17 protein-coding genes are annotated in these 24,310 nt (G+C 54.2%); 12 read left to right on the top strand and 5 right to left on the bottom strand.

Features of this window, described 5'->3' with window-relative positions:
• The first annotated feature begins 669 nt into the window (after positions 1–669).
• From C7534_RS02870 to C7534_RS02835, 8 genes are all read left to right on the top strand, one after another.
• On the top strand, positions 670–948 hold the full coding sequence (locus C7534_RS02870; protein ID WP_256594742.1) for a hypothetical protein: 279 nt from the start codon (positions 670–672) through the stop codon (positions 946–948).
• 408 nt (positions 949–1,356) lie between these two features.
• Positions 1,357–5,217 (top strand): GTPase, encoded by a 3,861-nt coding sequence (locus C7534_RS02865; RefSeq protein WP_109784926.1) that lies wholly within the window; start codon positions 1,357–1,359, stop codon positions 5,215–5,217.
• Positions 5,210–6,946: a GTPase gene (locus C7534_RS02860; protein WP_158283915.1), complete on the top strand. Its 1,737-nt coding sequence runs from the start codon at positions 5,210–5,212 to the stop codon at positions 6,944–6,946. The genes C7534_RS02865 and C7534_RS02860 overlap by 8 nt, the downstream gene beginning before the upstream one ends.
• 670 nt (positions 6,947–7,616) lie before the next feature.
• Entirely contained in the window at positions 7,617–9,878 is a 2,262-nt protein-coding gene (locus C7534_RS02855; protein ID WP_177412211.1) for an McrB family protein, read from the top strand.
• Positions 9,879–9,881: 3 nt separating this feature from the next.
• The gene (locus C7534_RS02850) at positions 9,882–11,486 is read left to right on the top strand and encodes a nuclease domain-containing protein (RefSeq protein WP_109784923.1); all 1,605 of its coding nucleotides are present in this window, start codon (positions 9,882–9,884) and stop codon (positions 11,484–11,486) included.
• Between the two features lie 116 nt (positions 11,487–11,602).
• Positions 11,603–12,952 carry an RES family NAD+ phosphorylase gene (locus tag C7534_RS02845; protein ID WP_109784922.1) on the top strand — a complete coding sequence of 450 codons (1,350 nt, stop codon included), beginning with the start codon at positions 11,603–11,605 and terminating at the stop codon, positions 12,950–12,952.
• 115 nt (positions 12,953–13,067) lie between these two features.
• Positions 13,068–14,729 carry an ATP-dependent nuclease gene (locus tag C7534_RS02840; RefSeq protein WP_256594736.1) on the top strand — a complete coding sequence of 554 codons (1,662 nt, stop codon included), beginning with the start codon at positions 13,068–13,070 and terminating at the stop codon, positions 14,727–14,729.
• Entirely contained in the window at positions 14,722–15,786 is a 1,065-nt protein-coding gene (locus C7534_RS02835) for a UvrD-helicase domain-containing protein (RefSeq protein ID WP_109784920.1), read from the top strand. The genes C7534_RS02840 and C7534_RS02835 overlap by 8 nt, the downstream gene beginning before the upstream one ends.
• A gap of 80 nt (positions 15,787–15,866) precedes the next feature.
• Here the strand turns inward: C7534_RS02835 and C7534_RS02830 are convergent, their stop codons facing one another.
• From C7534_RS02830 to C7534_RS32790, 4 genes are all read right to left on the bottom strand, one after another.
• Entirely contained in the window at positions 15,867–16,817 is a 951-nt protein-coding gene (locus C7534_RS02830) for a hypothetical protein (RefSeq protein WP_109784919.1), read from the bottom strand.
• 196 nt (positions 16,818–17,013) lie between these two features.
• On the bottom strand, positions 17,014–18,150 hold the full coding sequence (gene gapS4b / locus C7534_RS02825) for a GapS4b family protein (RefSeq protein WP_109784918.1): 1,137 nt from the start codon (positions 18,148–18,150) through the stop codon (positions 17,014–17,016).
• A 4-nt stretch (positions 18,151–18,154) separates the two neighbouring features.
• Positions 18,155–19,078: a GapS4a family protein gene (gapS4a, locus tag C7534_RS02820; protein WP_109784917.1), complete on the bottom strand. Its 924-nt coding sequence runs from the start codon at positions 19,076–19,078 to the stop codon at positions 18,155–18,157.
• A gap of 170 nt (positions 19,079–19,248) precedes the next feature.
• Positions 19,249–19,743, bottom strand: coding sequence for a DMT family transporter (locus tag C7534_RS32790; RefSeq protein ID WP_256594732.1), 495 nt, complete (start codon positions 19,741–19,743; stop codon positions 19,249–19,251).
• A 158-nt stretch (positions 19,744–19,901) separates the two neighbouring features.
• Here C7534_RS32790 and C7534_RS02810 point away from each other — a divergent pair, with 158 nt between their 5' ends.
• The 3 genes from C7534_RS02810 (at position 19,902) to C7534_RS32270 (ending at position 21,937) form a co-directional block, all read left to right on the top strand.
• Entirely contained in the window at positions 19,902–20,282 is a 381-nt protein-coding gene (locus C7534_RS02810) for a hypothetical protein (protein ID WP_256594731.1), read from the top strand.
• Positions 20,283–20,439: 157 nt separating this feature from the next.
• The gene (locus C7534_RS02805) at positions 20,440–21,315 is read left to right on the top strand and encodes a hypothetical protein (RefSeq protein WP_109784916.1); all 876 of its coding nucleotides are present in this window, start codon (positions 20,440–20,442) and stop codon (positions 21,313–21,315) included.
• Between the two features lie 235 nt (positions 21,316–21,550).
• Positions 21,551–21,937 (top strand): hypothetical protein, encoded by a 387-nt coding sequence (locus C7534_RS32270; protein ID WP_146206151.1) that lies wholly within the window; start codon positions 21,551–21,553, stop codon positions 21,935–21,937.
• A 34-nt stretch (positions 21,938–21,971) separates the two neighbouring features.
• Here the strand turns inward: C7534_RS32270 and C7534_RS02795 are convergent, their stop codons facing one another.
• Positions 21,972–22,985 carry a tyrosine-type recombinase/integrase gene (locus C7534_RS02795; RefSeq protein ID WP_109784914.1) on the bottom strand — a complete coding sequence of 338 codons (1,014 nt, stop codon included), beginning with the start codon at positions 22,983–22,985 and terminating at the stop codon, positions 21,972–21,974.
• A 196-nt stretch (positions 22,986–23,181) separates the two neighbouring features.
• Here C7534_RS02795 and C7534_RS02790 point away from each other — a divergent pair, with 196 nt between their 5' ends.
• Positions 23,182–24,216 carry a DNA-binding protein gene (locus C7534_RS02790; protein ID WP_109784913.1) on the top strand — a complete coding sequence of 345 codons (1,035 nt, stop codon included), beginning with the start codon at positions 23,182–23,184 and terminating at the stop codon, positions 24,214–24,216.
• Positions 24,217–24,310: the final 94 nt, after the last annotated feature.

Here is a 24,310-nt window from a genome sequence, read left to right as displayed (position 1 = left end):
AGGTCTCAATGAGTCCAACCCAAGAGGCCGGAAAGGCCGCGTCACACAAGACCCGCTTCACCTAGTTCCTACGGTGTTCCTGTAACCCTGATCTGGTACTTAGTCCTCATGGAAGGGCTTCAGCTTTGACAACGCGTGGCTTCGTGCTTCGATAATACGATCTCGATCAAACCGGCATAATCGCTGCGCAGCTGAAGATTCCTACCCAGTGCCGCGCTTGGGTACCAGACCCAGGCTACGACCTGGTTCCCGCTTCCCTTACCGCTTACTGAGCGGGCGGGGTAGAGGGCATGGTCGCTGATCTTCTGTTGGGTAGTTTTTTAGGTGGTGAACTCGCTGGTCTCCTCATTAACCGGGCTCACCACCTGTTTTTCTCAGGCAGAGTGCTGATCAGGGCGTCCGCCGAATGGCATATCGAGCTACATACGCAGCGAGCAGAACTCAGGCCATCCCCCTCAGTCGTTAATGAACTCTTCAAATTTCCGGTGAAGTGTATGACCCGGATAACTGGAGATGCGCTCACTTCCGACAAGATATGAGGCAATGCTTTTGGGCTTTCGTCCCAGTTCGCGAGCGGCCAAAGCGGAAACGGCACCAATCAACAGCCCCGTGCAAATCCTCCAAGGCTCATAAGGGTCGCCCGAACCGAAGGTTGGAAGGGCGATCATCGTGGCGGCAACAGGAATTCCGACCGAGAAAATGCTGCAGATGATCCCGCAAAGCTACCTAGAGTTCAGCCAGCCATTCGTTCCTAATGGGATAAACCATGTTTTCCAAATCGGCCACAAGGTCTGGACGGTGGCAGATGTTGCTGAGCGTTGGAAGACTGCGTGCATCCCGCAAATGGAAAACGACACATCGCTACGCCATCCTGCAACGAGAATCGGCGCGCTTTGCGCGTCGCTAATCTTTCCGGATCGGGTGCCCTGGTTCCTCCTCAGCGATTGAGGCAGCAACCGGTGGCCGTAGCCACCACTCGATTTTGTATTTTGGCCAGCTTCAGTGAATAAACTAGCAATCCCACATCAGCCCCTGAGCGGGTCATCCCTGAAGATCAGAAACCTGGGCTAACGGTAGGGATTCATTGCGCCGAACGCGAAGGTTTGAGTGCTCGCTGACTCGCGAATGAGACTATCTCCGGCTATCCCGCAGCGTAGGGTAGACGCTATCATTCTGCTAATTACCTCGTTAGCCTCTTGGGCTTAAGCGCATTCGACAAGGAAGTGAGTGTATGGCTTGTACTGCCCGGTGTATTTCCGCCCGCGTTCAATTTCCGCACCGAATAAATTATTCCCAGCTTAACCCTATCAAATCCGCACTCAGTTCTTTCTGCGCATTGAAGGCGGAGGTATTGCCATGAGCAAACCAAATGAGGCCCCGGAAGACGCATTATCCAAGGCGACCGCAGATGCGGTCGCGAAAAGCCAGGACGAGGTGAGCAAGCTCAGCAGGCGTGTTGCTTCTGTATTGGCCCAGATGAGTAAGACGGCAGACTTTGCGCTCTCCCAGCGAGTACCGGACGCTGAAGGCGACGTAGCCCAGACGTTAGCTGACATTCTCAACGAAAAGCGTGGATTGATCCTGGATCTCGTTGAGCGCCAACGAAATGCACTGAGCACGTTCAATATCGTGCTTTTTGGTCGTACGGGAGCGGGAAAGAGCTCGCTGATCACAGCATTCACGCGAGGTAACGGATCAATTGTTTCCCAAGGTGAAAGTGACTGGACAACGGACGTTCAACCACTCGCCTGGAATGCATGCTTGATCTACGACACGCCGGGCATCAACGGGTGGGGACGGAATAACTCGCGCAAAGATCTTGAAGCGCGGGCCCGTAAGGCAGTCGAGGTCGCCGATTTTGTTCTGGTCTGCTTTGACAGCCAAAGCCAGCAGGCAGATGAGTTTGCCAAGTTTGCCGCGTGGGTCAGCGAGTATCGCAAACCAGTAATCGCGGTACTCAACCCGCGAAACGCTATGTGGAGAATGCCGGGCCGCGTGTCCGCACCAATGGCCCGCGGTAATCTTTCACGAGCAGTCAGCGAGCATGCGACCAATATCCGAGATGAATTGTCGCGCCTCGGCGTGAATGACGTACCGGTTGTTGCGGTCAGCTCCAAGCGTGCTGTCTTCGCTCGGGCGTCAATGCCATTTGAAGGCCCTGATCTTGAAAGCCTGACCAAACAGAGGAATCTGTACAGCTGTGACAGTCTGGAGCAATGGTCTAATTATCCGCGTCTCGAAGACCTGTTGGTGTCGGTGATCACCGATGCGGCGGTTGATATTCGGCTTGGCTCCCTGAATGACCAGCTAAGGGGTGTTTTTAGCAGTTTGAGGCGTGCTATCGATGAAATCAGGCACGAGTCCATTCTGGGTGCCGAGTCACTAGAGAGGAACATGCTTGAACCGATGCTGGCGCTCGTGGGCTATCCAGCATTAGATGATTCGGTTAGAAGAAAAACTCTGGCAGTTGATGACGTGGACTTGTTGACTGAACTTGAACAGATCAGAGGCGGAAGGTTCCAGGCGTCGCAGGAGGGGGAATACGCTCAGCAAATCTCACTAATGCTCGGCACCACGTTGGGCAACCTATGTCACGCTTCGCTCAGTAAAGCCGATCGCATTGTCCGCGTTGCATTCGAACGTCGTAAAAAGCTGTCTTCGGAAGACGTCAGGGCAGAGTGTTTCGATGAAAAAGAAATTATCGAGCAAGCGCAGTCCGTGCTGGTGCGCGGCTTGCGGTTTCTTCAAGCTAAAGCGCGACTGACACTCAGTGATGCCAAGCTGGAAATGGATATTCGGCTTCAAGGATGCAAGATCGATGGTGATGCGGGCAGTGGTTGGAAGTACAGCGCCTGGGCGATAAAGGGGGGCGGTGTACTGGCCGGTGTAATTGGCGCATTAGGAAGCTTTGCTGCCATCAACGCCTGGAATCCTTTCGGGTGGGCAGCTGGTGCAGCGGCGGCCATAGGTCTTGCTGGCGCTGTCGCCGCTAGCTTCTTCGGTTGGGGAGGGCAGAAGGCGCGAGATCAGGCAGAGCGTGAGCATCTGGAAGGAAGGCGACGGGCCACGGCCGAGCTGCATCAGCTCATATACAAGGCATATAGTGGTGTAAGGGAAGAGGTGCTGGCACAATCGGAGCTCGTCCTACTGAGTGCTACACGCGATCTGTTGTTTCCAGCTGTTCGTAACGCGCTTTCGTTGCGCCTGGTCACGCAGAGATGCGCGACAGTCATAGAGACCATTAACGAGCATTCTGGCTCTCTTGATGTCTCACGCAACGCACAGCTGCTGGTATGGGAGATCGCCCAAAATCGCGAGCGGGAGATGTTCAGCCAACGTCCTAATGCTGGCGCGCTTTACTGGTTAGGTGAGGATTGGATTGAGGATCCGCACGGCCTGACGCTGACTCAGGGAGGCTCAATAGCTGGAAGAGCCAGAACTTACGAACTCAACGTATTCGAGAAGCTGTTTCTGGGCATGCGCGGCTTCCTTAGTCGATTTACCCGCGATCTCACACTTCCGGACTCCCTGGCGTGGCTCAATGATGTGCAGCAAGCTTGTGCGCGTTACCCAGGAGACGAAGACGTTCTGAAAACCCTCGTGGATTACTCGCGGTCAGGCAGGCCGCGCATTCATGTTATAGGCGACTACAACACCGGCAAATCCAGCTTCATCAAGCGGCTGCTGCTAGATGCAGGCCTACCAGTGCCGGATACGCTCAAGGTGGCCGGCAAGCCATTGACGGATGTTTCGCACACGTACGACATTGACGGTGTCGACCTTATTGACAGTCCTGGCTTCCAAAGCAGCCACCACGTGCATACTCAAGAAGCTTGGGCCGCGTTGGCTGACGCCAGCATCGTCATTTTCCTCCTGCAACCCAACCTGATAGTGGGAGATGATTCACCGTTGCGTACGGTCATTTCTGGCGACTACGGCAAGGGAATCGTTGATAAACGAGACAGCACGTACTTCATCGTCAACCGCTCAGACGAACTGGGGGTCGACCCGGAGCTTTCTCCTGACGTCTATCTGAAATTGGTAGAACGCAAAGGTGTAGAACTGCGACAGGCGCTGGCGTCGCGTTCTATCAATGTTGATGAAAGGCAGATATTTTTTATGTCGAGCGATCCCTATGGGCTCGTCGGCGACCGCAGTGACGCAGACGCGTCAGCTTTTGATTCCTATCGAAACTGGGATGGTTTCACGCCTTTTATGGTGGAGCTTCGTGCATTGCGACAAGGTTTGTCGGTGTCGGGCATAGCCCATTCGATCCTGCACGGAGGCATCCATCGGCTGTGGCAACAAATACTGGTGTTGCGATCTGAGCTGGAACAGATGCGCAGGCAAACTACAGAGCTCGAACAACTCAAGCTGCTCATCCTAGAATGCATCGACCAAGGCGATCGGCTTGGTGAGAATTATCGGTTCAGGCTCCGATCTCTTGTGCACAACAAGGCGAACGCGCTTAAGCAATCGATGCTTTCGGAGCGTGATCCAGTCAAGCTGAAAGCAAAAGCGGAACACCTGCATAACTGGTGGAGCGACCCGGAGCTTGAAGCGGATATTATCGACTGGCAGACAACGTTCAGTAAGGATCTGGAGCGATGGCAGCATTTATCGAATGAACGTATTTCTCGTCGGATAGAATCTGTCACTTTTCGGCATGCCTTCAAACGCGAACAGCCTAGAGGCGAAAAAATTAACGATGCCAAAGGTAAGGGGTGGGCGTTTGAGATCTTCGATAAAGTCGGACGTTCATTTGGCGGCGCTACCCGGGATGTCGTTTACAGCATTGGCAAATCGCTTGGTTTCAAGTTCCGACCATGGGGCGCAGTAAAGCTGGCCAAAACCTTCGCCAAAGCGGGGGCGGTGATTGCAGTGATCGGAGTTGTGGTGGACTTCGCCTTCATTTTTGTGGACGAGAAGCGAGTCGCAGAGCGCGAAGCCGCCCGGAAAGCACTGGCCGATTCGCTGGATAAATCCTCGGATCAGTTGATTGAAATCTTGACCGAGGGCACAGACGACGCTCCAGGGCTCATAAGAGGAAAGGATGAGCTTGTCGGCAGGTTCCGAGAGTGCGACGAGGCGTTGGGGCGCGATATTCTGATACTCAGCCAGCAGTATGAAACGACTTCAGAACGTGTTGATGTGTATCGAAGCCTATGCAGCAGGGGCTTGATACTTTTAGGTAAGAATGGAGACGAACTTGAGTAACTCGACAGCACACCTGATCGACCGAATCTGGCAACACCTACTGAGTTACGTCCCGTCCACGGATGTGGTGGCGAAGTACCGCGACCAGTGGCTGACGATTGCCGAGATACCTACCGCCCGATTCGTCATCTTCGGTGCTTACGATGCTGGCAAAAGTAGCTTGTTGAAACGGTTGTTGGTCGATTCCGGTAGCCCGGTGCCTGATTGGGTTGTGATCAGTGCTCGACGTGAAACGTTCGAAAGTGCAGAAACCCGCGCGGGTTCCATCACCTTTATCGATACGCCTGGCTTGGGAAGCGGTAACGCTGAGCATGACACGATAACCCGCAAGGCACTGCAGCTTGCTGACGCCTACATCTGGGTAATGCCACCGCAACTCGTTACTTCTGGCCAGTCTGATTATGTCTCACTGATCAGTGGTAGGTTCTTTCACCCGAAACTGCCAGCTACCGCGCTGAAAGGCGTGACCGTTGCTGTCATCTCCCGCATGGATGAAGCAGGGGTGGATCCCGGCGACAGTCCGGATGGCTATGCAGGCCAGGTTGAGAAAAAGCTGCAAGAGCTTGCCAGTATGCTCTCCAAGGATGACTTGGCAAAAAACGTTGCGGTGGTTCATTGCGTCGTGGCCGACCCGTATCAAATGGTTGGCAACATGTCTGATCCAGATAGAAGCATGTATGACATTGGCCGGGACTGGGACGGAATTGCCGCTCTTGAAACAACGCTCCATAGCTTGGAAAAAGACAAGCCACGCTTACGCGAGCTTTCGGGACTGCGTTTTGTGTATTCGATAGCCGCAGAGCTGGAAGAGGCGGTGCGGGCCCAGTCGGGTGTTCTGAAGTTGCAAGCAGAGCGGTTTGACAATGACTCGCAACGGTACGCGTTGTTTAGCCAAAGGCTACAAAACCAAGCGGCCCACGCTGAGATGGACTTGAGAGGTCGGATCGAAGAGGCGCTTCGCCCCACCGCACAGGTAGATCTGGAGGACATACACAGGGTGCTGGAGCAATTGGAGGCTACGCTTGCTGAAACTATCGGGCTGTGGGCGACGGACAGCACCTCAACACTGCAGAGACTGGCGCAGGAAATAGAACTTGAAATCCGTGAGTCCAATAGCCGGTTGGACATCGGCAGCCTGTTAAATAAGGAGGGGTTTGCGGCCCAGGCTTCCAATAAAGACGGGGCTGTGTCGGGGTCTTTCTCCCAGCACAGCAAGCGCGTGTTCGGTTTCCTTCCTGTGCTCGGCCAGTCTGTAAAAAAGTTAGCTGAGTCTGACATTGGAATGTCGATCGAGGAGGCGCGTGTCAAGCTCGGGGAGCTTGTCGGTTTGACCGGGGACGAATTGAAGGACGCAATCGCCAAAATCTTTAAGTCAAAGGAGGCAATGGAAAAGGCAAGCAGCTACGTGCGCTGGACTTCGGCGATTACTGCATTGGCTCCGCTTGTCACAGAACTGGCATCTGTAGGCACTGACCTGCTGCAGCAGCATTTAAGTCAACAGCAGATTGAAGCGGGAATCCAAAAGCGCGAGTCGCTCCAAAGACAGCTTGATAAGAATATAGGTGTTATTCGGGAGCAGGCTTTGCGCTTGTACACGGATTCAAGCCGCGCCTTGGATCAACAATTGCTGGCACGTCAGCAGGAGTGCGTCGAAGCTAAGCAGGAAGTGCTGGATCAGCGCCTACAGGCTGAAACCTTTCTGACAGGGCTAACAGCTTTGCTCGACTGACCCCAACATCGTCGTATGCACAACGCACCAGCCGATCCGGGCCTAAACCCCTGATCGTTCGTGCTCAGATTGTGTGCCGCTGGATGGTAACGCGGCATAGCGTTGAGAATGCCCCTGCACTTCTGTAGTTTTGGTGAGCTAGCGCACTATCCTGCAGAGGGCAGAGACACAAGATGAGTCGGCCTCGATGAGGCGTACAGTCCTTTATTCTTCTTCGCTTACCCAGCTTCGTTAAGTGGGTGGCGACCGTCACTTTGGTAATAGGAGCCTAGCTGCTGCGTGCCCCTGGTCGAAACATCTCCATTCGCGACGTCGAAAAAGTCTCGCTACAACTTGGATCCCTGCTGCTTCACTCCAACCAAATAGAGCACTTGATCCGACCGGGTAGATTTCAACGGCGGTATGTGGCGACGTTCGACCTTCAACCCACCTTGCTCATTCGCTGACAAAGCAAATCAGCAGATTTGGTCGGGGAACGCCATTTTCTGAAAGGTCATTACGTTTAGCTGCAACTGCTGGTGATCTCCCCCCCAGCGACGACTTACTCAGTGCAGGGGCCTGCGAAAATTCTGTTTTGTGCCTTTTCTTGATGCAGAGGCCGAATCTGGCATCCGCCTCTCAGTGATGACATTATCTCGCCATCTATAAATATCGCTGGTGGAGAATGGACTTGCTGGATCTTAAGGATGACGAACAGCTCAGGGCTGCATGTATTAGCCTCCAGGAGCAGGTGATGTCCTTGGCGGGCAATCAAAGCTGGATCACCGAATTCCAGAAATGGTTGGTGCGTGTCAGGGATGTGTCTCATGAAGAGTTCCTAAGCAAGGACTTCCAACTGGCGCTCTGGGACACCGAGGCTGTTTCGGCAACAGGCATGGGGCGCATCAACATTTCTGCGGTCGCCGAAAATTCCGCAATCGCAGAAAGCCTCTGGCAACTGAAGCAAAAGTACGCGCAGACCCGGGATCCTATTGAGAATGAGATGCTCATCGCTGACGCTTGGTCTCAAATTGCATCCGCGGTTGCTGGGCTGACCAAAAGAAACCCTCGACTCAAGATGTACCGCGTCTTCGCGTTGCTTTGTCCAGGCGCTTTCACGTCGATAGCGCATCATCGGAAACTGCGCGAGCTGGCTCATTCCTTGGGGCTTCCACTAAGCGGTCAGAGGCGTCATCTGCACCGACTCGTATTGAACCGGTTAAATGAAGTGCTGGGGGAAGTGGCTGACGTTTATTCCAGGGAGGGTGTCTCACGTTTGACGTTGCCTTGGCTAATGTTCGTTAACTATGTTCAGAACCCAGAAGGCGAAGCCACCGAAATATCCGATCTAGAGACAGGTTACGAAGTACTCAAGCCCTTGCCTCCTGAGAGGAGGAGGCGCGGTCTGCTGGCGATTGGCGGAGGCACGGCCACCATTCAAAGCATGATCGACTTTGCAACAGATGGATGCACTCGTGAAGACTTCATCCAACACTTGCAATCGATCAGCCCTCAATCAAAAACGTCGACTTGCAACACTCAGCTGAACGCTCTAATCGCCGAATGGGGCGTGCTGCGTGCCAACGCAAATAACTTGCAATTAACACCCCGCGGTGAGGCATTCCTGGAGTCGGGTGATCCAGATGAGATCATTGACTGGATGATCACCCGCATCTTGGGGTTTGACTATTTGCTAGCGGCATTGCGTGACACACCGTTATCCAACCGTGATGCCATCCTCACACTCAGAAAGGCAAACCCTGGATGGACAACTGATTTCGCCCCATCAGCGATTATTGGTTGGTTCAGATACCTTGATCTGGTCACGATCTCCGAGAAAGTGCTCAGCCTTACCGAAAGGGGTAAGCAGTGGGTTAATCGCATTCACTGGGAGCCTAAGGGCCTCGCGAGCATTCCAGGTATCAGTTCGTCCTTGGTTCAAGTAGCCCCAGTACAGCTCGATATCGAAATTGAGAGGCCGAAGCTAGGTGCCGTGATTGCCCGATTTGATCAAGAGTTTCGCTTCCCAGAAGAGCTGATCGGACAACTTGATGCTGGATTGTGGGGGCATCCGAGGCGTCATTTCGCGGTGCTGACAGGCTTGAGCGGTGCGGGAAAGACGCAACTTGCCCGTAACTATGCGCTGAGTCTGTGGCAGGACGATCCCGAGCCAAGTGAAGGGTTGCTGATCGTTCCTGTCCAGCCAGGCTGGCACGACTACACGAGTCTGCTGGGTTACGTTAATCCGCTGGAGTCAGACGCGTATGTGCGTACCGGCGTTCTGGATTTCCTCCTGCAGGCAAGCGCCAACCCGACGAAGCCCTACACACTGGTTCTTGATGAAATGAACCTCTCTCATCCGGAACAATATCTGGCGCCTCTGCTTTCAGCGATGGAAACCGGCGAAACGATCGTCTTTCACGGTCAAGTCGACGAGATCGATGGTGTTCCTCCAGGTATTCCATATCCGAGCAACCTCGTGATCATCGGCACCGTGAACATGGACGAGACCACTCATGGATTGAGCGACAAGGTGCTGGATCGAGCCTCAGTGATCGAATTTTGGGACATTGAGGTCAAAGCATTTCCTGGCTGGCAGAAGAGCTCGCTTGAGGATGAACAGATTTCAATCGTCAGAAATCTCATGTCCTCACTCATGGATGTGCTTCGTCCAGCTCGACTGCATTTCGGGTGGCGCACGCTCAACGACGTGATTGGCTATCTGCAGCAAACGCAGGCGGGTGGTGTCATCGAGTTCTCACGTGCACTCGACCATGCCATTTATTCGAAGATACTCCCCAAGTTGCGCGGTGAAGACAGCCCTCGACTGCAGGAGGTCTTCACATTGCTCCATACCACGCTCAAACATGCGGGGATGGGAATGTCGCTGCGCAAGGTCAAAGAAATGGCCGACGACCTGGCTCACTCCGGCTCGACCAGATTCTGGCGGTAGACCATGTCGATCATCTTGCAGGTAGAGCAGGGGGATGCTCGATTTGACGTGCACCCAGGTCAGTTGAACCCAGGTTTCATGGAGAAGAAGGCTTATCGTTTTACCGCGCTTGAAGGCTTCTCCTTCTACATTGATGACGTCTTGATCGAGACGGTCGACGAAAACGGGGCGTGTGCGTGGTTATGGTCGCCAGGCTTTTATGCAGGAGAGGTCGCGGCAGAGCTTCTGGATGACCAGGGGCGGACTGCCGCCATTTACCGGCTGGACGTCTCAGCAGCTGATAATAAGCTCGGAGGCCAGGCATTCGCTGCCATGGTTGAGGCGATTCTGGATTTCGACCCGGCTCTCGTTATGGGCACAGAAGAGGCTCAGTTTGGAATTGGCCATGATGGAGCACTAACCAACCCGCATTTGCAGTATGCGAGGCTGAGGCGCTATGGGGATCGGCTTCACCGCGCGCTCAAACAGATATCTCAGCGGCCGTTAACAACCTTGAAGAGCGATCGCACGTCGGTGAGTGCCCACACGGTCAAGCGGTTGGACTTCGCATCCGTGCATAAGGCACTCAGAGGGCCGACGGGACAGGCACTCTTGCATCCTGCTAGCACTCAGCGTCCGGCCTTGAATACTGTTCGCTTTGAGGTCAGCAGATCTTACGAGGAAGAGGACAATCCGGCCAATCAGGCCATTGGACTTGTTCTCTTCGATCTCCTTAGACGTTGTCGACAGGTGGTGAGGGGGCTTCAGCATGCAGCTGCCACTGAAGTGGTCTGCGATACCCGATCAGCGTTAACGCCAAGGCTCGTACGTCGAATCGCGTTCACCGAGTCGTTTGCTCGCAAGCTTGAACGGCTTCAACGAGCGAGACCTTTCTGCATCGTGACTGCCAGGCGTCTATCGGCTGCTGGATTGAATGCGATCTCTGCTCACCCTGCATACGCGCGAGCTTATCGGTTTGGTTGGTACGCGTTGCGTTCAGGTTGGTTTGGAAAGGATCCTGATGAGACGCTGTGGGTCAGCCCAACATGGGAGATTTATGAGCGGTGGTGCTTTGTGACGGTAGTCTCACAGCTGCAACGTCAGTTTCCTGAACTCGTCTGGAGTCGTGAATATCGATCGGTGGGTTTAAAAGAAATCGTGTGGCGGGGAATAGCGGCTGATGTGACCGTTGAGGCGTGTTACCAAGTCCGATGCCCAGCGATTGATCAACCTGCGCATCGCGGTTTTCAAAGCTTATCGCGAGAGCGATATCCGGACATCGTCGTGACGTTGGACTCGCCTTCGGCGAAGCGCTTCTTGGTTTTCGACGCGAAGTATCGCAGCGCCCGCGCCAGCGTCCTGGATGCAATGGAGTCAGCGCACATTTATCACGACAGTCTCCGGTGGAAGGGCATCAAGCCTGACGTTTCATTGCTGCTGATACCTAGGGCAGACAAAGTAACGGCGCTTGTCAGCCCGACCTACCATGCGGACTATGGGGTCGGAGCTTGGCAAATCGGGGCTGAATCAGAAGGGGAGGCACTGGGGATCGAGCTCAAACGTATTCTGAGTGCAATACCAATCGCGGCCGCTCCGGCGCGTACAATTGCAACTGGAACGGCGAAGTAATCGATTGCGTCCCCGGTAGCGCTCAACTCGCTGACGATCCCGCAACCCGAAATAAAGTCTTCGGCTCCCGGCGTATTGGTTGGCGAGGCCATCGTTCACAGGAAAATGGAGAATCCATGAGTAAGCTGGTATGCGTCGAATGCCTCTGTGACAGCTACTTGCAGGCGAGTTTTGCCGACAACGATGTCGACGAATGCGACTACTGCAACGAGGAGCGGCCGGTCGTACCGCTTGAAGAGCTGGTTCAGGAGCTCGAAGAAGCAATTAAGGCGTCATTTACCTATGCTGAGCAACCCCCTGCAGTTATTCATCATGGATACCCTGAGTTGGGGCATTCGATCTTTGATGTGCTACAAATCGTGCTCGGGGCTGATGACATGGATTTACTCAGCGATCTTGAAGAGGAGCTACGGGAGCAGTGGAGCGAGTGCGAAGATGATGACCCGTTCTTCATTGAACAGACGTATGCATCCTCGCAGCTGACTTCAGACTGGGCTCAGATGCAACGAAGTCTTCAGTTCGAATCCAGGTTGGTAAATCCCGCAGTGGGTCGGGTACTGGAGAAGATATTTTCTGGGATAGAGGAGCTTCACACCGCGAGCGAACCACGTTCAGCGATCACCCTTGCAGGCCCAGGCCAATGCCTCACTGCCTTCCAGCGGGCAAGAAAATTTGAGGACGAGGAGGGTATGTCTGCTGCTTTAATGCATCCTGAGAAGTATCTCGGCCCGACACCGAGAGGTAAAGGATCGGCAGGTCGAATGAACGCCGCAGGTATATCCGTTTTCTATGGCGCAACTGATGATCAGACGGCCATAGCAGAGGTTCGTCCGCCTGTTGGCAGTTGGGTTGTCACAGCCACCTTCGAGGTCATTCGGCCGTTGCGACTGTTGAACCTCGGTGACCTAGGTGGAATTCGCCCAGACGCCAATCTCAGCTACTTTGACCCAGTGCGCCAGGAGCAAGCCGAACGCTGCGCATTTCTTCGTGAACTGCAGCAACAAATGCTCATGCCAGTAATGCCTGAGAGCGCAGATCAGGGTTACTTGATAACCCAGGCGATCGCCGATTACCTTGCGACCAACGAAACCCTTAACTTGGACGGGATCCTCTTTCCATCTGTTCAGGTGCCCAAAGATGCATCGCCAGGTCTGAACGCCATCCTGTTTCATAAGGCCAGCGGGGTCGAGAAAACTGAGGATGAAGATGAACTTGATCAGGTGAGCCTGTGGGAGTCGGACGAAGATCAATGGATTTTCTACCCGCAGATCTGGGAGGGCAGCCCGCCTACCGAAGAGTCAGCCCGTGGCTTCATGGGTGATATACATGCGCCCGAGGCCAGTCTGCGGCTCGCTAGAGGCGGCATTACAATCCATAAAATCCAAGGTGTGAGCTTCACATATAAGTCTGATCCAGTTCGCTACGAGCCCTGGTCAGACGGGACACGTCATTACGGGATTCGATAATTTTCAGCGTCACTTAACCCTGAATAACCGTAACTATTTAGTCATCGGTGATTCGCCGCGGTGCGACTAGGTAAAGTGAGATCGACAGGTACAACCATTCGCCTATAGCATCCTAGTGGCATTGACTGAAACCGCCAATAAACCTGTATTTTTCGCCAAGGGAATGACGATCATGATCACCAGGATTCACATCCGCGGCTATCGCATCTACAAGGATTTCAACCTTCTCCCCAACCCCAAAATGAACATTTTGGTGGGCGGCAACGATGCGGGTAAATCAACCTTGATGGAAGCGGTCTCGCTGGCCCTGAACGGCCGGATCGGCGGTCGCAGCGTTCTCGAAGAATTGAACCCGCACTGGTTCAACACCGAGCTCGTTCAAGAGTTTGTAGCGCAACGAACCGCCGGCAAGAAACCCGCACTGCCTGAAATCCTGATCGAACTTTACCTTCGCGATGACGATGAATTGCAGGTGCTCTGTGGTGCCGTGAACACAGCCGTGCCAACTCATGCATGCCCGGGCGTCTTCTTGAGGATCTACCCCAACGAAGAGTATCAGGACATGCTGGATGACTGGCTAAAGGCACCCAATGCTCTGCTGCCCGTTGAGTACTACACGTGCGAATGGCGATCGTTCGCTGACCGGGAGCTAACCAAGCGCCCACGGGTACTGTCGGTGGCAACCATCGATTCCAGGACAGTCAAGTCCTCAGCAGGTGTGGACTATCACCTGCGTCAGATTCTGAGCGATCACTTGGAGACCACCGAGAAAGCTGAGATCTCGTTGGGCTTTCGTACGGTGAAAGCGTCGATGACTGAGGGGGCTCTGGCGACAGTGAATACACGGTTCGCGACATTGGGTGCATCTTTGCTGGCGGAGCCCATGGCATTGGCTATGGATCAGACGTCCCGCACGTCCTGGGAAAGCGTTATTACCCCTCACGTCGACAACGTGCCCTTCTCGATGGCCGGCCAGGGACAGCAGGCTGCGATCAAAATATCGCTCGCAATGAAGCGGCACTCGGCCAAAGTAAAGATCGTCATGATCGAAGAGCCGGAGAATCATCTCTCTCATACCAGCCTGTCGACGCTTCTTGACCGTGTGGAGAAGCTTGCATCTGATGACCAACAATTGTTTGTTTCCACGCACAGCACATACGTGCTGAATCGCCTTGGCCTAAATTCCCTGCACCTGCTGAATCGGAATCATGCCTCGAAGATCACTGTCCTTGATCCCGGCACCGTCCGGTACTTCCAGCGCCTGCCAGGTTACGACACGCTCCGCCTCGTTTTGGCTAAAAAGGTTGTCTTGGTGGAAGGGCCCTCTGACGAAATCATTTTCGAAAGGGTGTTCAACGACATTCATCGGTTAACACCCATGGCTGCCGGTGTCGATGTCATCAGTATGCGGGGGCTTGCGCTGGCCCGCTGTCTGGAGCTTTGTGCTGCCGTTGATAAGCCGGTCGCTGTGATGCGGGATAACGACGGCATTGAGCCGGCTGAACTTCGAGTGCCTGTCGAGAAGTGGCTGGACGGCAAGAAGCGAGAGCTTTTCATTGGCAAAGTGAGTGATGGCCGTACCCTCGAACCGCAAATGATCATAGCGAACGGTGAAGCTCATCTACGGGATGTGCTTGGGATCACGCCAAAAGCCGACCTTGTGACCTGGATGACACGAGAAAAGACTGAGGGAGCTTTGCTCATCGCTGAGTCCCCGAAAGCCCTAACCGCCCCGAATTACATGAAGGAAGCGGCGGAGTTCATCCAGAATGCCTAACCATTTAACGCTCGCAGTAGCTGGCGGACGAAAGACGCAGGGCCTTGTCGATTATTGCGGGAAAGCGACTGATCGAAAGATCGCTGTTCTGACCTTCACCCAGACGAACCAGCAAGAGATCAGGTCGCGCTTGGCAAGTCAGGCAGGCGACTGCAACACGCTGGAGGTTATGGGCTGGTACACCTTCCTGCTTCGTCATTTTGCCCAGCCTTTCCTGCGGTTCAAATTACCAAAAGATCGGGTCAAGGGCTTCGACTTCGAAGGGCGACCGTTCCAGTTTGCCAAAGGCAAAAGCAGGTTCATGGACTCAGGAAATCGGGTGTACGCCTGCGAACTCGGCAAGCTTGCCTTTGAGCTCATGGAGGCGACGCCGGCGCTCCTGCGAAGGCTCGAGTGCATTTACGACGAGATACTGATCGATGAAGTCCAAGATCTAGCCAGCTTCGATTGGGAAATCCTGGAAGTGCTGCTCGGCTCTAAAATCGATGTGCGGATGGTGGGAGATGTCAGGCAGGCTGTTTTGTCTACAAACCCCCGAGGCCAGAAGAACAAGAAATTTGGGTACGCCGCGTCGCTTGAATGGTTTAGAGATAGAGAGGCTAAGGGGTTACTCACCATTGCCTACGCGACCATCACCTACCGATGCAGAGCCGAGATTGCGACGTTTTCCGATAACATCTTTGACGCCACGTGGGGCTTCCCCGGCACTACCTCGGAGAACCTCGATGAGACTGAGCACGATGGCGTGTTCCTTCTCCATACGCAGCATGTCGATGAGTACGTCGGCCGATATAGACCGCAGTGCCTAAGGCATTCGGTCAGCTCGGCGAAGCACCTCAATCTGGATTTTCAGAACTTCAAAGGGGTGAAGGGTGCGACATTTGACCGAGTATTGCTCGCACCCACCGCCAACATCGAAAGCTTCATTAAGAAGGGCACACCTTTGGAAGCCACGGCTGCAGCAGCGTTTTATGTCGCGGCGACGCGAGCTCGACAAAGTCTGGCCATCGTTATCGACAAGGTTGGTATCTCCACGCTGCCGGTATGGGCTCCATAGCCTTAAAAATTGACGAGCTGGGGGTTCGCCAGGTTCTGCAGGACGTTGCAGAGCCGTCCGTGGCCGCGGGGTGAGACTCCCTACATATCGTATCTGGATGGTAGGGGGCAGTCGTAGTTAACATCGATCATGTCGAGATTCTTCAGATCGAAGTTTGCGTAGTCACGTTCATTCGACGTCCGTATTGCGGGTTGGCCGTAGAGAAACACGAACGCTGTCGGCTTGTCCTTCTCGGCGATCTTGGAAAGCCGCACTGCCATCAGGTTTTTGAGCTTGTAGTTTTCTATGAACGCGTCGGAGACGAAGCATGAGGTGATCAGGCTGTCTTCTCCTCGCTTGAAATTCTTTTTGAATTTAATACGGTAGCCATTATTGGCTTTCGTGCGGTCAACATATGCCCAGCCGTAGTAAATGATGGGGTGGTCGGGCAGGTCGTCCAGATCCTGCTCCCAGATGCATTTGAAGATGCTGGCGTAGGGCACGTCCTGCCCGGCAATGTTCAACCGCCGGAACTCAAGGGTCTCATCGCAACGGTATCGGATGTATCTGCTGACTACAGATCGAACCGAGTAAATGGGCCCGACTATGCCTGATTCCCCTAGCTTCGAGGTGTAGGGAAGGGTGCTTCTCGCACGCTTTTTCGCTATATGGACGTCCGCGTCAGGCTCGACCGAATGCTCGTCATAGTAGGAGGCAGGTCGCTCGAGCTTGAAGACGTCGACAATGGATTGGTCAACTGTTCTGCGTTCCTGCCCATCCAGTTCAACGGGCTCGAGCTCCAATTCGACAGGGGCGCCGTTGGCAATGCCACACGCTTCACTATGAGCACCGTAGACCTTGAAGTGCGGGACGACCCTCATGTTCTGGACGTCTTTGTCCAGATTCGCGCAGGTGACTTGGGCGGAGCAGTCAGCAGCCGGACATACGAATGCGCGCTTGTTTGTAATCACCCCTGACCAGAACAGATCGTAGGCGCGATCAGGGTCGACAAAATCGTCAGCCTCAATGCTGTAGGCCACATCCAATGACATAATTCACCAAGTCCTTTTGAGCTTTCTGAAAAGTGGTCGTTAGTATCGGCTATTGCCTCGTTAGTGAGCCAGAGTCTTGATGCGTGACCATGATCTAATGAATTCAGCAGGGACGTGGGCGGGTAGTCGCTACTCAGCGGAGGACGGCTAGCTCCTCACACTCCACCGGACAACAATGCCTCCGCTCAGACCAAGACTACGGGGCAACCGCACCGCGGGCAGGAATCGAGAGGGTCTTGAAGGTCTCGATTTTCTCGGATTCCAACTCCTTCAGTATCGTTTCCTTGGCGTCGTTCTTGTCGATAGACCTGCCCGTGTTATCAAAGCTGATCTGCTTGATCCTCAATTCAATCTCACTGTCTTTTTTCTGGGCCGCAGAAAATTCTGGGAAGCCAAGCGAGATCACGCAATCACCATCGAGGCCCGAGGTACTGAATCGGAATTTGGCATCGATCCTGTGCAGGAACAGGCTCGGGCGATAAGACACATCTGAAAGAAAGTCAGAGTGCTCAAGGCTGAAGCCCTTCAAGTCTAAGTTTCGAATCTTTTCCTTCATCCAGTCCAGGGCTGCCGGGAGGAGGATGTCTGGATCGGGGGAAATCCCGATATCGACGACCTCCTTAAAGGACAGTGCGATCAATTTGCTGTGCTGCGTGAGCCCTAACAGGTAATTGAACCTGTTCTGGTTGGTAAAATCGCAGAAACGAATCGAGGTTGCCTGCTCAGTTTCACTGATTTGCTTGACCGATTTGAAATGTGAAATTAGATGTCTCGACATCGCCTTGTTGGTTGTCTTCGTTTCCGGCGCAGTGTGCGTGAAGATCAGGATGAGCTCGTCCTGAGCCTTGTTTTTCTTGATCTCAATAGAGCCTTTGAAATTTTTGTGCGAGTCAGCCCAGCTTTTGGAGCGGTCAATCCGTTCCAGCAGGTAGTCCATCCGGATCGTGTCGAGGTCTTTGTTGACTGGATAGAACTCTGGCGTTCCCAAGACCTTGAAATTCACGAAGTCTAGATCCAGCAGCTTGTTGACATTTATGAGGGTAGGTATCGCATCCAGCAGGGTATCCTCACCTTGCCACTTGATTGTCTGGGTGGTGATCTTGGGGTTGTCTTCCTTGGTCGTGTAGGCGAGCTGAAGCTTACAAAACTCGCTGGGGCGAATCAGGGACAGGGTAAGGGCTGGGATGGAATGCTCTTTCTCTGAGCTGCTGATGAACACGCCTCGACTCTTCAGAACCGTTTTGATATCGCCAGCCCCGATGTAAGGCTGAGCCAGATAGGTGCGAAGCGCCTCACCTTGGGGAAGGATAGAGTCAATATTCTGATTACTCACTGCATCATCCCCTGAAATCGGCTTGATAGGATTCAAATTCGACGATTGAAGCGAACTCCTTGTTCGCGATCGAGAGCTTTGCGATGTCTGCAATTTCCTCATGATCTACGTAGTTGTAGTCAGGGAACGCGAGGGCCACCTTGTCGGGAAATTCCATGGCGATATCCATCGAAAACCCGATCAAGCGTTTTACCGCTTCGATGCTGAAGGGATCCTGGCAGCAGATGAGCAGCGATTTCCTTTCGTGCTCCTGGATGAAGAATGGGATCAAGCCACTGTTGAGGTATTCGGGAGGCAGTATCGTCCCGTTTGTGACCCTCTCTATGGGGCTCACGTTTTTCCCGGTGGACGGGTAGAGGAAGCGAACATTTTCTGCACCGAAGCGATTTTTTGCGTACGTGATGGTATCGAACAGGAAGCTCGCTCGGTGATTATCAATCACGTAGATCGTGCCGTAATTTGCGTTGTCCAGATTCCGCGAACCTGCGACCTGGCTGACCACGTCTGCGTCTGCGTCCGATGCGGCGCTGAACCAGCAAAGGATGCCTGCAATCGACTGACCACTCGCGCTTGGATAGCCTAGGTTCACCGATCTTTTCAAAGGTGAGCGGTTGAAGCATTCGACTGTCGTGGCAAGGTCGGAGAAATGGTCTTTGAATATTGTGCCAGGTGAAGTCGGGTAGGGGCCGGATGTGAATTTCGAAGAAATGACGAGGTGCTTGAGGACGCCATCTTCCAGTGGGGATAGGCAGCTGAAGACAAAATCGGCGCCATGAGTTTTTCTGGGATTGCCGGTTGTGCTGTGGGGGACAGGTTTGACGCAGTCGAACTCGTGTCCCTTGAGTGCTGCCTTCCAACCTATCAAGTTGAGCAGCGACTCAGTGATGTTTTCACCGCGCTCGCCCAGTTTCTTTGACCATTCGCCCATCACACGTCCCTTGAATAATGAATGTCTTGCAACCCTATGCCGCCAGAACGCTACGGAGGTTGAGGGATCATGTCTAGTGGCAATTTGTCAGCAAATCGACGATGGATTGTCTGGTTCCAGCGATAATGGCTAACCAGCAAGCTGATTCGGGTATCTTGCGCAGGCCTCCTCTAGCGCGGGCCAGTGCGCGTTCCCAGGTGCTCTGGCGAACCCCGAGTCCGATCCGTGCTGAGGCAAACATTTGGATTTTGATATCGAAAGGCAAATTTGGTCGCTCGCGGCCCAGGTCTACGGCGCAAGTCTTGAGTCAATGCGGATGTGTTCGGTGTCCCTTCCGTCGACGTGATCACGGATCTGAACTTTAACAAAGTGGTTGCGCGAAGCGGTCGCGTTACAGAGCTCAATACTACCCCCATGATCACAACCGCGGCGCCGATGACTTTGTCGGGTGTTAAGGCCTCATGCATGACTAGGCAGCCAAGTGCAATAGCACCTACTGGGCAGAGGGAGTAGGGCATCACTTTGTTCACCAGCAGTTTCTTGAGCAAGCCGTACCACAGTGAATAAGCCAAAAGTGATGATCCGACTGCGCTGTAGACCACACCGCAGGTTCGCCATTTGCAAAACGCGGTAAGCCTACAAATAGCGATCCTTGCAAGTGGCATCAATTTCGCCCGTTCCCCGCCGGCCCGCAGAAATTTGTATGGGGATGTGGATCATCTGCTGGGCTACCCGCGATAAGGTCGCCCAATGCCCGCAGTACACTTAAATTGGTGATAATGCAGGTTGCTCCGCGCAGTGGAGTCTACGAATCAGGAGCAGGATGATTATGGATCAAGGGATACTTCGCTCTCAGGGTGATTTTCCGAATAAACGCACGGTTGAGTACGCGACCGTCCTCGTTGACCTTGCGCACAAGCGGCTACCCGCAAATCTCCAGAATCCCCACTATGAGGATGATGACCTTGTCGCAGGGCTGTATGTATCTCCTGCAGGCCGGTTGACGTTCAACATCATGTACCTTGATGACCTCGCGCCGGCAGAGGAATTTGCGGCCCACATGGATCGCGTCTTTTCGGCTCGCAGCTACGCAGGGCGCTATGCCCTGAGAGTCGAGATCACGACAACCACGCAGACGGTTACTGCGACCAAAATGCGGGCCCCCTGCTCGGCTGCGGTGAGAAAACTGCTTGGAAGCCTCTAGGACTTGGCATACGACTCTAAGCCTTGTTAAGCCGCCGATACTGGGCGGTTACCTTAGAGCTCGGGCCCGATAGAATGAGCCCCATCCTTATCCCCCATCGCAGTGCCTCCAGAGCTGGTGCTTTTGGCAAAGCGACTTTCCAGAAGAAGGTATTTCCTTGTCCATACCCGCACTGTTCAAATCGAGGTCACAGCGGCGCCTGTTCCTGGGGTTTTCGATCAGTCTGACTGCGGTCTGCTCTGCAGGGACTTTCTTGATTGCCGCTCAGGCCGGAGAGCCCAAATGGTTCTGGTCAACGTTCAACGACTTTCTAGGCGCGATGGTCGCCAGCGGCGCCTTTGCAATTTTCTCTATGCTTTTTATTGAGTTTTTCCTCGACCCTGACACCGCTCATGAGCTGATCGTGGTTCCGCCGAAGGACATTGAGCATCAATTGCTGAGAATCGCGAGAGCCGCGAGTTCCTACAAAATCTATGTGCGTACCGGCAGATATTTTCGGAGCAAGGTTCTCCCGGAGCTTGTAGCAAAGGCTAGAGCCAGCAGACGTCCTATGACTCTTGAAATCGTCCTTCTTGATTTCCGGGACGAGCACCTATGTGAGAGGTACGCGCAGTTCCGCAAAGAGTGCTCCTTCGACAGCAAGCTTTGGAGTCCAGCCAGCGTACGTGCAGAGATACTGGCCACAGTGCACGCGGCGCTACAGGTCGCACGGGACAATCCGACACTTATGAATGTTGCTCTATACCTGAGCGATCGCCTTTCGACATTCAGAATTGAGGGGAGCCCCGAAGAAATTCTGGTGACCAGAGAAGATCCTAAGGACTCAGCCTATCGATACGACAGTGGCCAGCCTGAACATGCCGCGTATCTCACCGAGTTTCAGTGGATCCGGGATACGGCCATCCCCTTGAGCCTACCGTCTGGTGCCACGGACGATAGCTTGCTTAGGACTCTTTTCTGCTCATCAGTAACGCCCCAGGACGTTGAAAGTGCCGAAATGGCTCTGAAAGGCAAAGCACCGTATGGACGCTGAGTACGACCTAACCTCGGCGGAGTTAGCACTGTGGGAACTGCCAGAAGCTGCGGTGCTCGCTCACCTACGGAGCGCCATCCAAACCACGCCCATGACTTGCCTGCGGCACCCCCATGGTTTCTTCGTAATGCTGTTGAACAGAACTCCACAAGAGGAGTGGCGCGTGCATCTCTGGCCTGAAGGGGAGAGGATCATCTCCGGAATGCCCGCACGCATACACACTCATGAGAGTCACGTGAATAGCCGTCTCTTGAAAGGAAAGCTTACCAACGTCAACTACCACGTTCGAGAGGTAAGCACAGGAGGCCACCCACTGTATGAGGTTTCATATCGTGGTGACAAATATGTCAAAGGCACGACCAACCTGCTGCGTCGAACGGGCACCCGGCTGCACCTCGAGGAAGCGACACGGCTCGAATTGATTGCAGGTGACCGCTACATGGTCGAGCGGCATACCTTCCATGAAGCGATCGTACCTGCCAACGAGGTCACCATCACTTTGATTTGTCTGCATGGTCATGAGGCTGGGCTCGTCAAAGTGGTGGGCGTCGATGGTCACCCTGAAGAGATTCAGTTTGAGCGCACCGATGTTCACCCTCATGACCTGCTGTACGCTTTTTAATCCGCCCATGCACAAGTGCCAAAATCAGCACTTTTCAAATCTGCTGCTGTTCGCGCTTCTTGGGCTCGGCTCCGCGCTTGACCCCATCCGGCGCGGCCTGATGCGAAGCCTCCAATCGCGAGGGGGCAGCGCGCGCAGCCAAACCGCCAAACGACATACCGGCATCCACATACCGCAGCGCCGACTTCATATCCTTCCATCCCACATAGCTCATCAGCCCTTTGATATCCCAGCCATTGGCCGACGCCCAGGTTGCAAAGCCCCGACGCATCGAGTGAGTGCTGTAAAGCTCTTCGGGCAGTCCGGTCTCCTTGAAGATCCGGCGCAACATTGGAATTAGGCTATGAGGTTGGATGGCCTTGTCCGCAAGATTCCCCCATCGATCCAGGCGACGGAAGACAGGGCCCTTCGCGAGGCCTGCAACGGTAATCCAGTTGATATATGCCTCCACCGGGCAGAGCATCGTCAGCGCTGGCGTTTGGAAGGTCGTCCCTTCATGCTGGCGATCACCCTTGGTGTGAGCCAAGAAAAACGTGATGCCTTCACCGCTATGGGCTTTGGTGTTTTCTACCGTGAGCCTGGCCAGTTCATCCCCGCGGAACCCACGCCAGAATCCGATCAGCACTAGTGCCACCGAGCGGCGGTGGCGTAGGAGCGTTTTGTAGTCACCCCGATCGAGCGCGGCAGCCGCTTCTGCTTCCAACCATGTCACGGCTTTCTCGAGATGCGTGAGTAGGAGAGGGGCTGCCTGCTTGATCTGGGCGGGGTGAACTACCCGAATGCCCTTGATCATTTGGCGCACATTAGGTGTCTTGGTCGGATCTGGAAATCCCTGGGTAATGTGCCACTGCGCTAGCGCGGCCAGCCGCTGCTTTAGCGTGCTGATCGCATGCTTGTCAGCGTACTCGGCCAGATATCGAACGATGCAGTCCCCGGTGGTGGGCAGGTAGCCGCCCCACGTCACCTCGAAGTGCTCGATCGCTGCTCGGTAACTTTTGCGGGTGTTCTCCCTAGTGCCCGCCTTGAGGTACCGGTCGGCCTTGTCCATCGCCTTTTGCCTTCAAAATCTGAGTGATTCCAGCATTCCACACTTTAAGCGAGAGCTAAAAGCCTTTTTGAGGATAAAGAAGCCATAAGTCTCCATTATTTGCTCATAGAAATTGAAATTTTGTGACTACTTTCGTTACCTATTGTAATATGTAATTACATAAAACGTTATACGCTACGATATCGTAGGAGGCGGCATGGCACGCGGCGGTATCAACAAGGCAATCGTCCAGATAGCGCGAAACGCGCTGATCGCGCGGGGTGTAAATCCCAGCATCAACGCTGTGCGCGTCGAGCTTGGAAATACTGGCTCGATGACAACTATTGCCCGGTATCTAGGTGAGCTCGGAAAAGGGGAGTCGCGCCCAAAGGAGCGCCGCGAACGCTTGAGCGACGAGCTCACCGGGCTAGTCGGCCAATTGGTGGATCGATTGCTGGAAGAAGGTGCCGAAGAGGTGGCCGAGGCGCGAGCTGAGCTCGATAAACACCGAGCATCAGTCGATGAACAGCTGGCGCAGGCACAAGCTGCCATGGCGGATTTGCAGCGCCGGCACGATAGCCTTCAGGCCGCCCTCGGCGTCCAAGCAAGTGAATTGAGCACGAGCCAAAGCAGCTTGCAGTCTGAGCTCACGCGCAACGCTCGTCTGAGCCAGAGCTGTGCTGATCTCGAAATACGGGTACATGAGAAGGATGAGCAGATTCGCTCGCTGGAAGAAAAGCACCTGCATGCCCGTGACGCACTTGAGCACTACCGCACAGCCGTGAAGGATCAGCGCGAACAAGAACAGCGCCGGCATGAAGGCCAACTCCAGCAAATCCAGGTTGAGCATCGTCAGTTGCAACAGACTCTGTCGGTGAAACAGGACGACCTCAGCCGCCTGAATCGTGACAACGAGCGCCTGCTTAGCGACTCCCGCCAACAGGCCAAGGTAATGGCCACCCAAGACAACACCATCGCGCGACTGACCAGTGATCTCAATGCCTTGGCCATCGCGTCAGCTAGAGAAGAGGGGGCCAAAGAGCAGCTTATCGATCAGCTTGCCCAATCCCGCGAAGAATCCGCCTCTCTTCGCGAATCCGCCAGCCAGGCCGATGCACGAGCTAGGAATACGCAGGTGCTGCTGGAAACGACTCAGAGCGAGATCGAACAGTTGCGACATGAGCTGAAGCAACTTCAACATGAAACCAATCCATCACGGAGCGAACGAGCAGATGGTCAACGCCAAGAGTGATATGCGTAGGGATGAATCACGCGTTGCTGGATTTCGGGATGCCCTTCAGCGGCTCAGGGAATATGCGATTGCTGGACATCTGCAGCTACGGGGA

The organism is Pseudomonas sp. OV226 (genome assembly GCF_003148705.1).
Lineage (GTDB): Bacteria > Pseudomonadota > Gammaproteobacteria > Pseudomonadales > Pseudomonadaceae > Aquipseudomonas.
This window is presented reverse-complemented; position numbering and strand designations above follow the sequence as displayed.

Bases quoted from the DNA above. Each gene is read 5' to 3' on its own strand.
- C7534_RS02865 (WP_109784926.1), top strand. From the start codon at position 1,357: ATGAGCAAACCAAATGAGGCCCCGGAAGACGCATTATCCAAGGCGACC.
- C7534_RS02850 (WP_109784923.1), top strand. From the start codon at position 9,882: ATGTCGATCATCTTGCAGGTAGAGCAGGGGGATGCTCGATTTGACGTG.
- C7534_RS02845 (WP_109784922.1), top strand. From the start codon at position 11,603: ATGAGTAAGCTGGTATGCGTCGAATGCCTCTGTGACAGCTACTTGCAG.
- C7534_RS02835 (WP_109784920.1), top strand. From the start codon at position 14,722: ATGCCTAACCATTTAACGCTCGCAGTAGCTGGCGGACGAAAGACGCAG.
- C7534_RS02830 (WP_109784919.1), bottom strand. From the start codon at position 16,817: ATGTCATTGGATGTGGCCTACAGCATTGAGGCTGACGATTTTGTCGAC.
- gapS4a (WP_109784917.1), bottom strand. From the start codon at position 19,078: ATGGGCGAATGGTCAAAGAAACTGGGCGAGCGCGGTGAAAACATCACT.
- C7534_RS32790 (WP_256594732.1), bottom strand. From the start codon at position 19,743: ATGCCACTTGCAAGGATCGCTATTTGTAGGCTTACCGCGTTTTGCAAA.
- C7534_RS02810 (WP_256594731.1), top strand. From the start codon at position 19,902: ATGATTATGGATCAAGGGATACTTCGCTCTCAGGGTGATTTTCCGAAT.
- C7534_RS02795 (WP_109784914.1), bottom strand. From the start codon at position 22,985: ATGGACAAGGCCGACCGGTACCTCAAGGCGGGCACTAGGGAGAACACC.
- C7534_RS02790 (WP_109784913.1), top strand. From the start codon at position 23,182: ATGGCACGCGGCGGTATCAACAAGGCAATCGTCCAGATAGCGCGAAAC.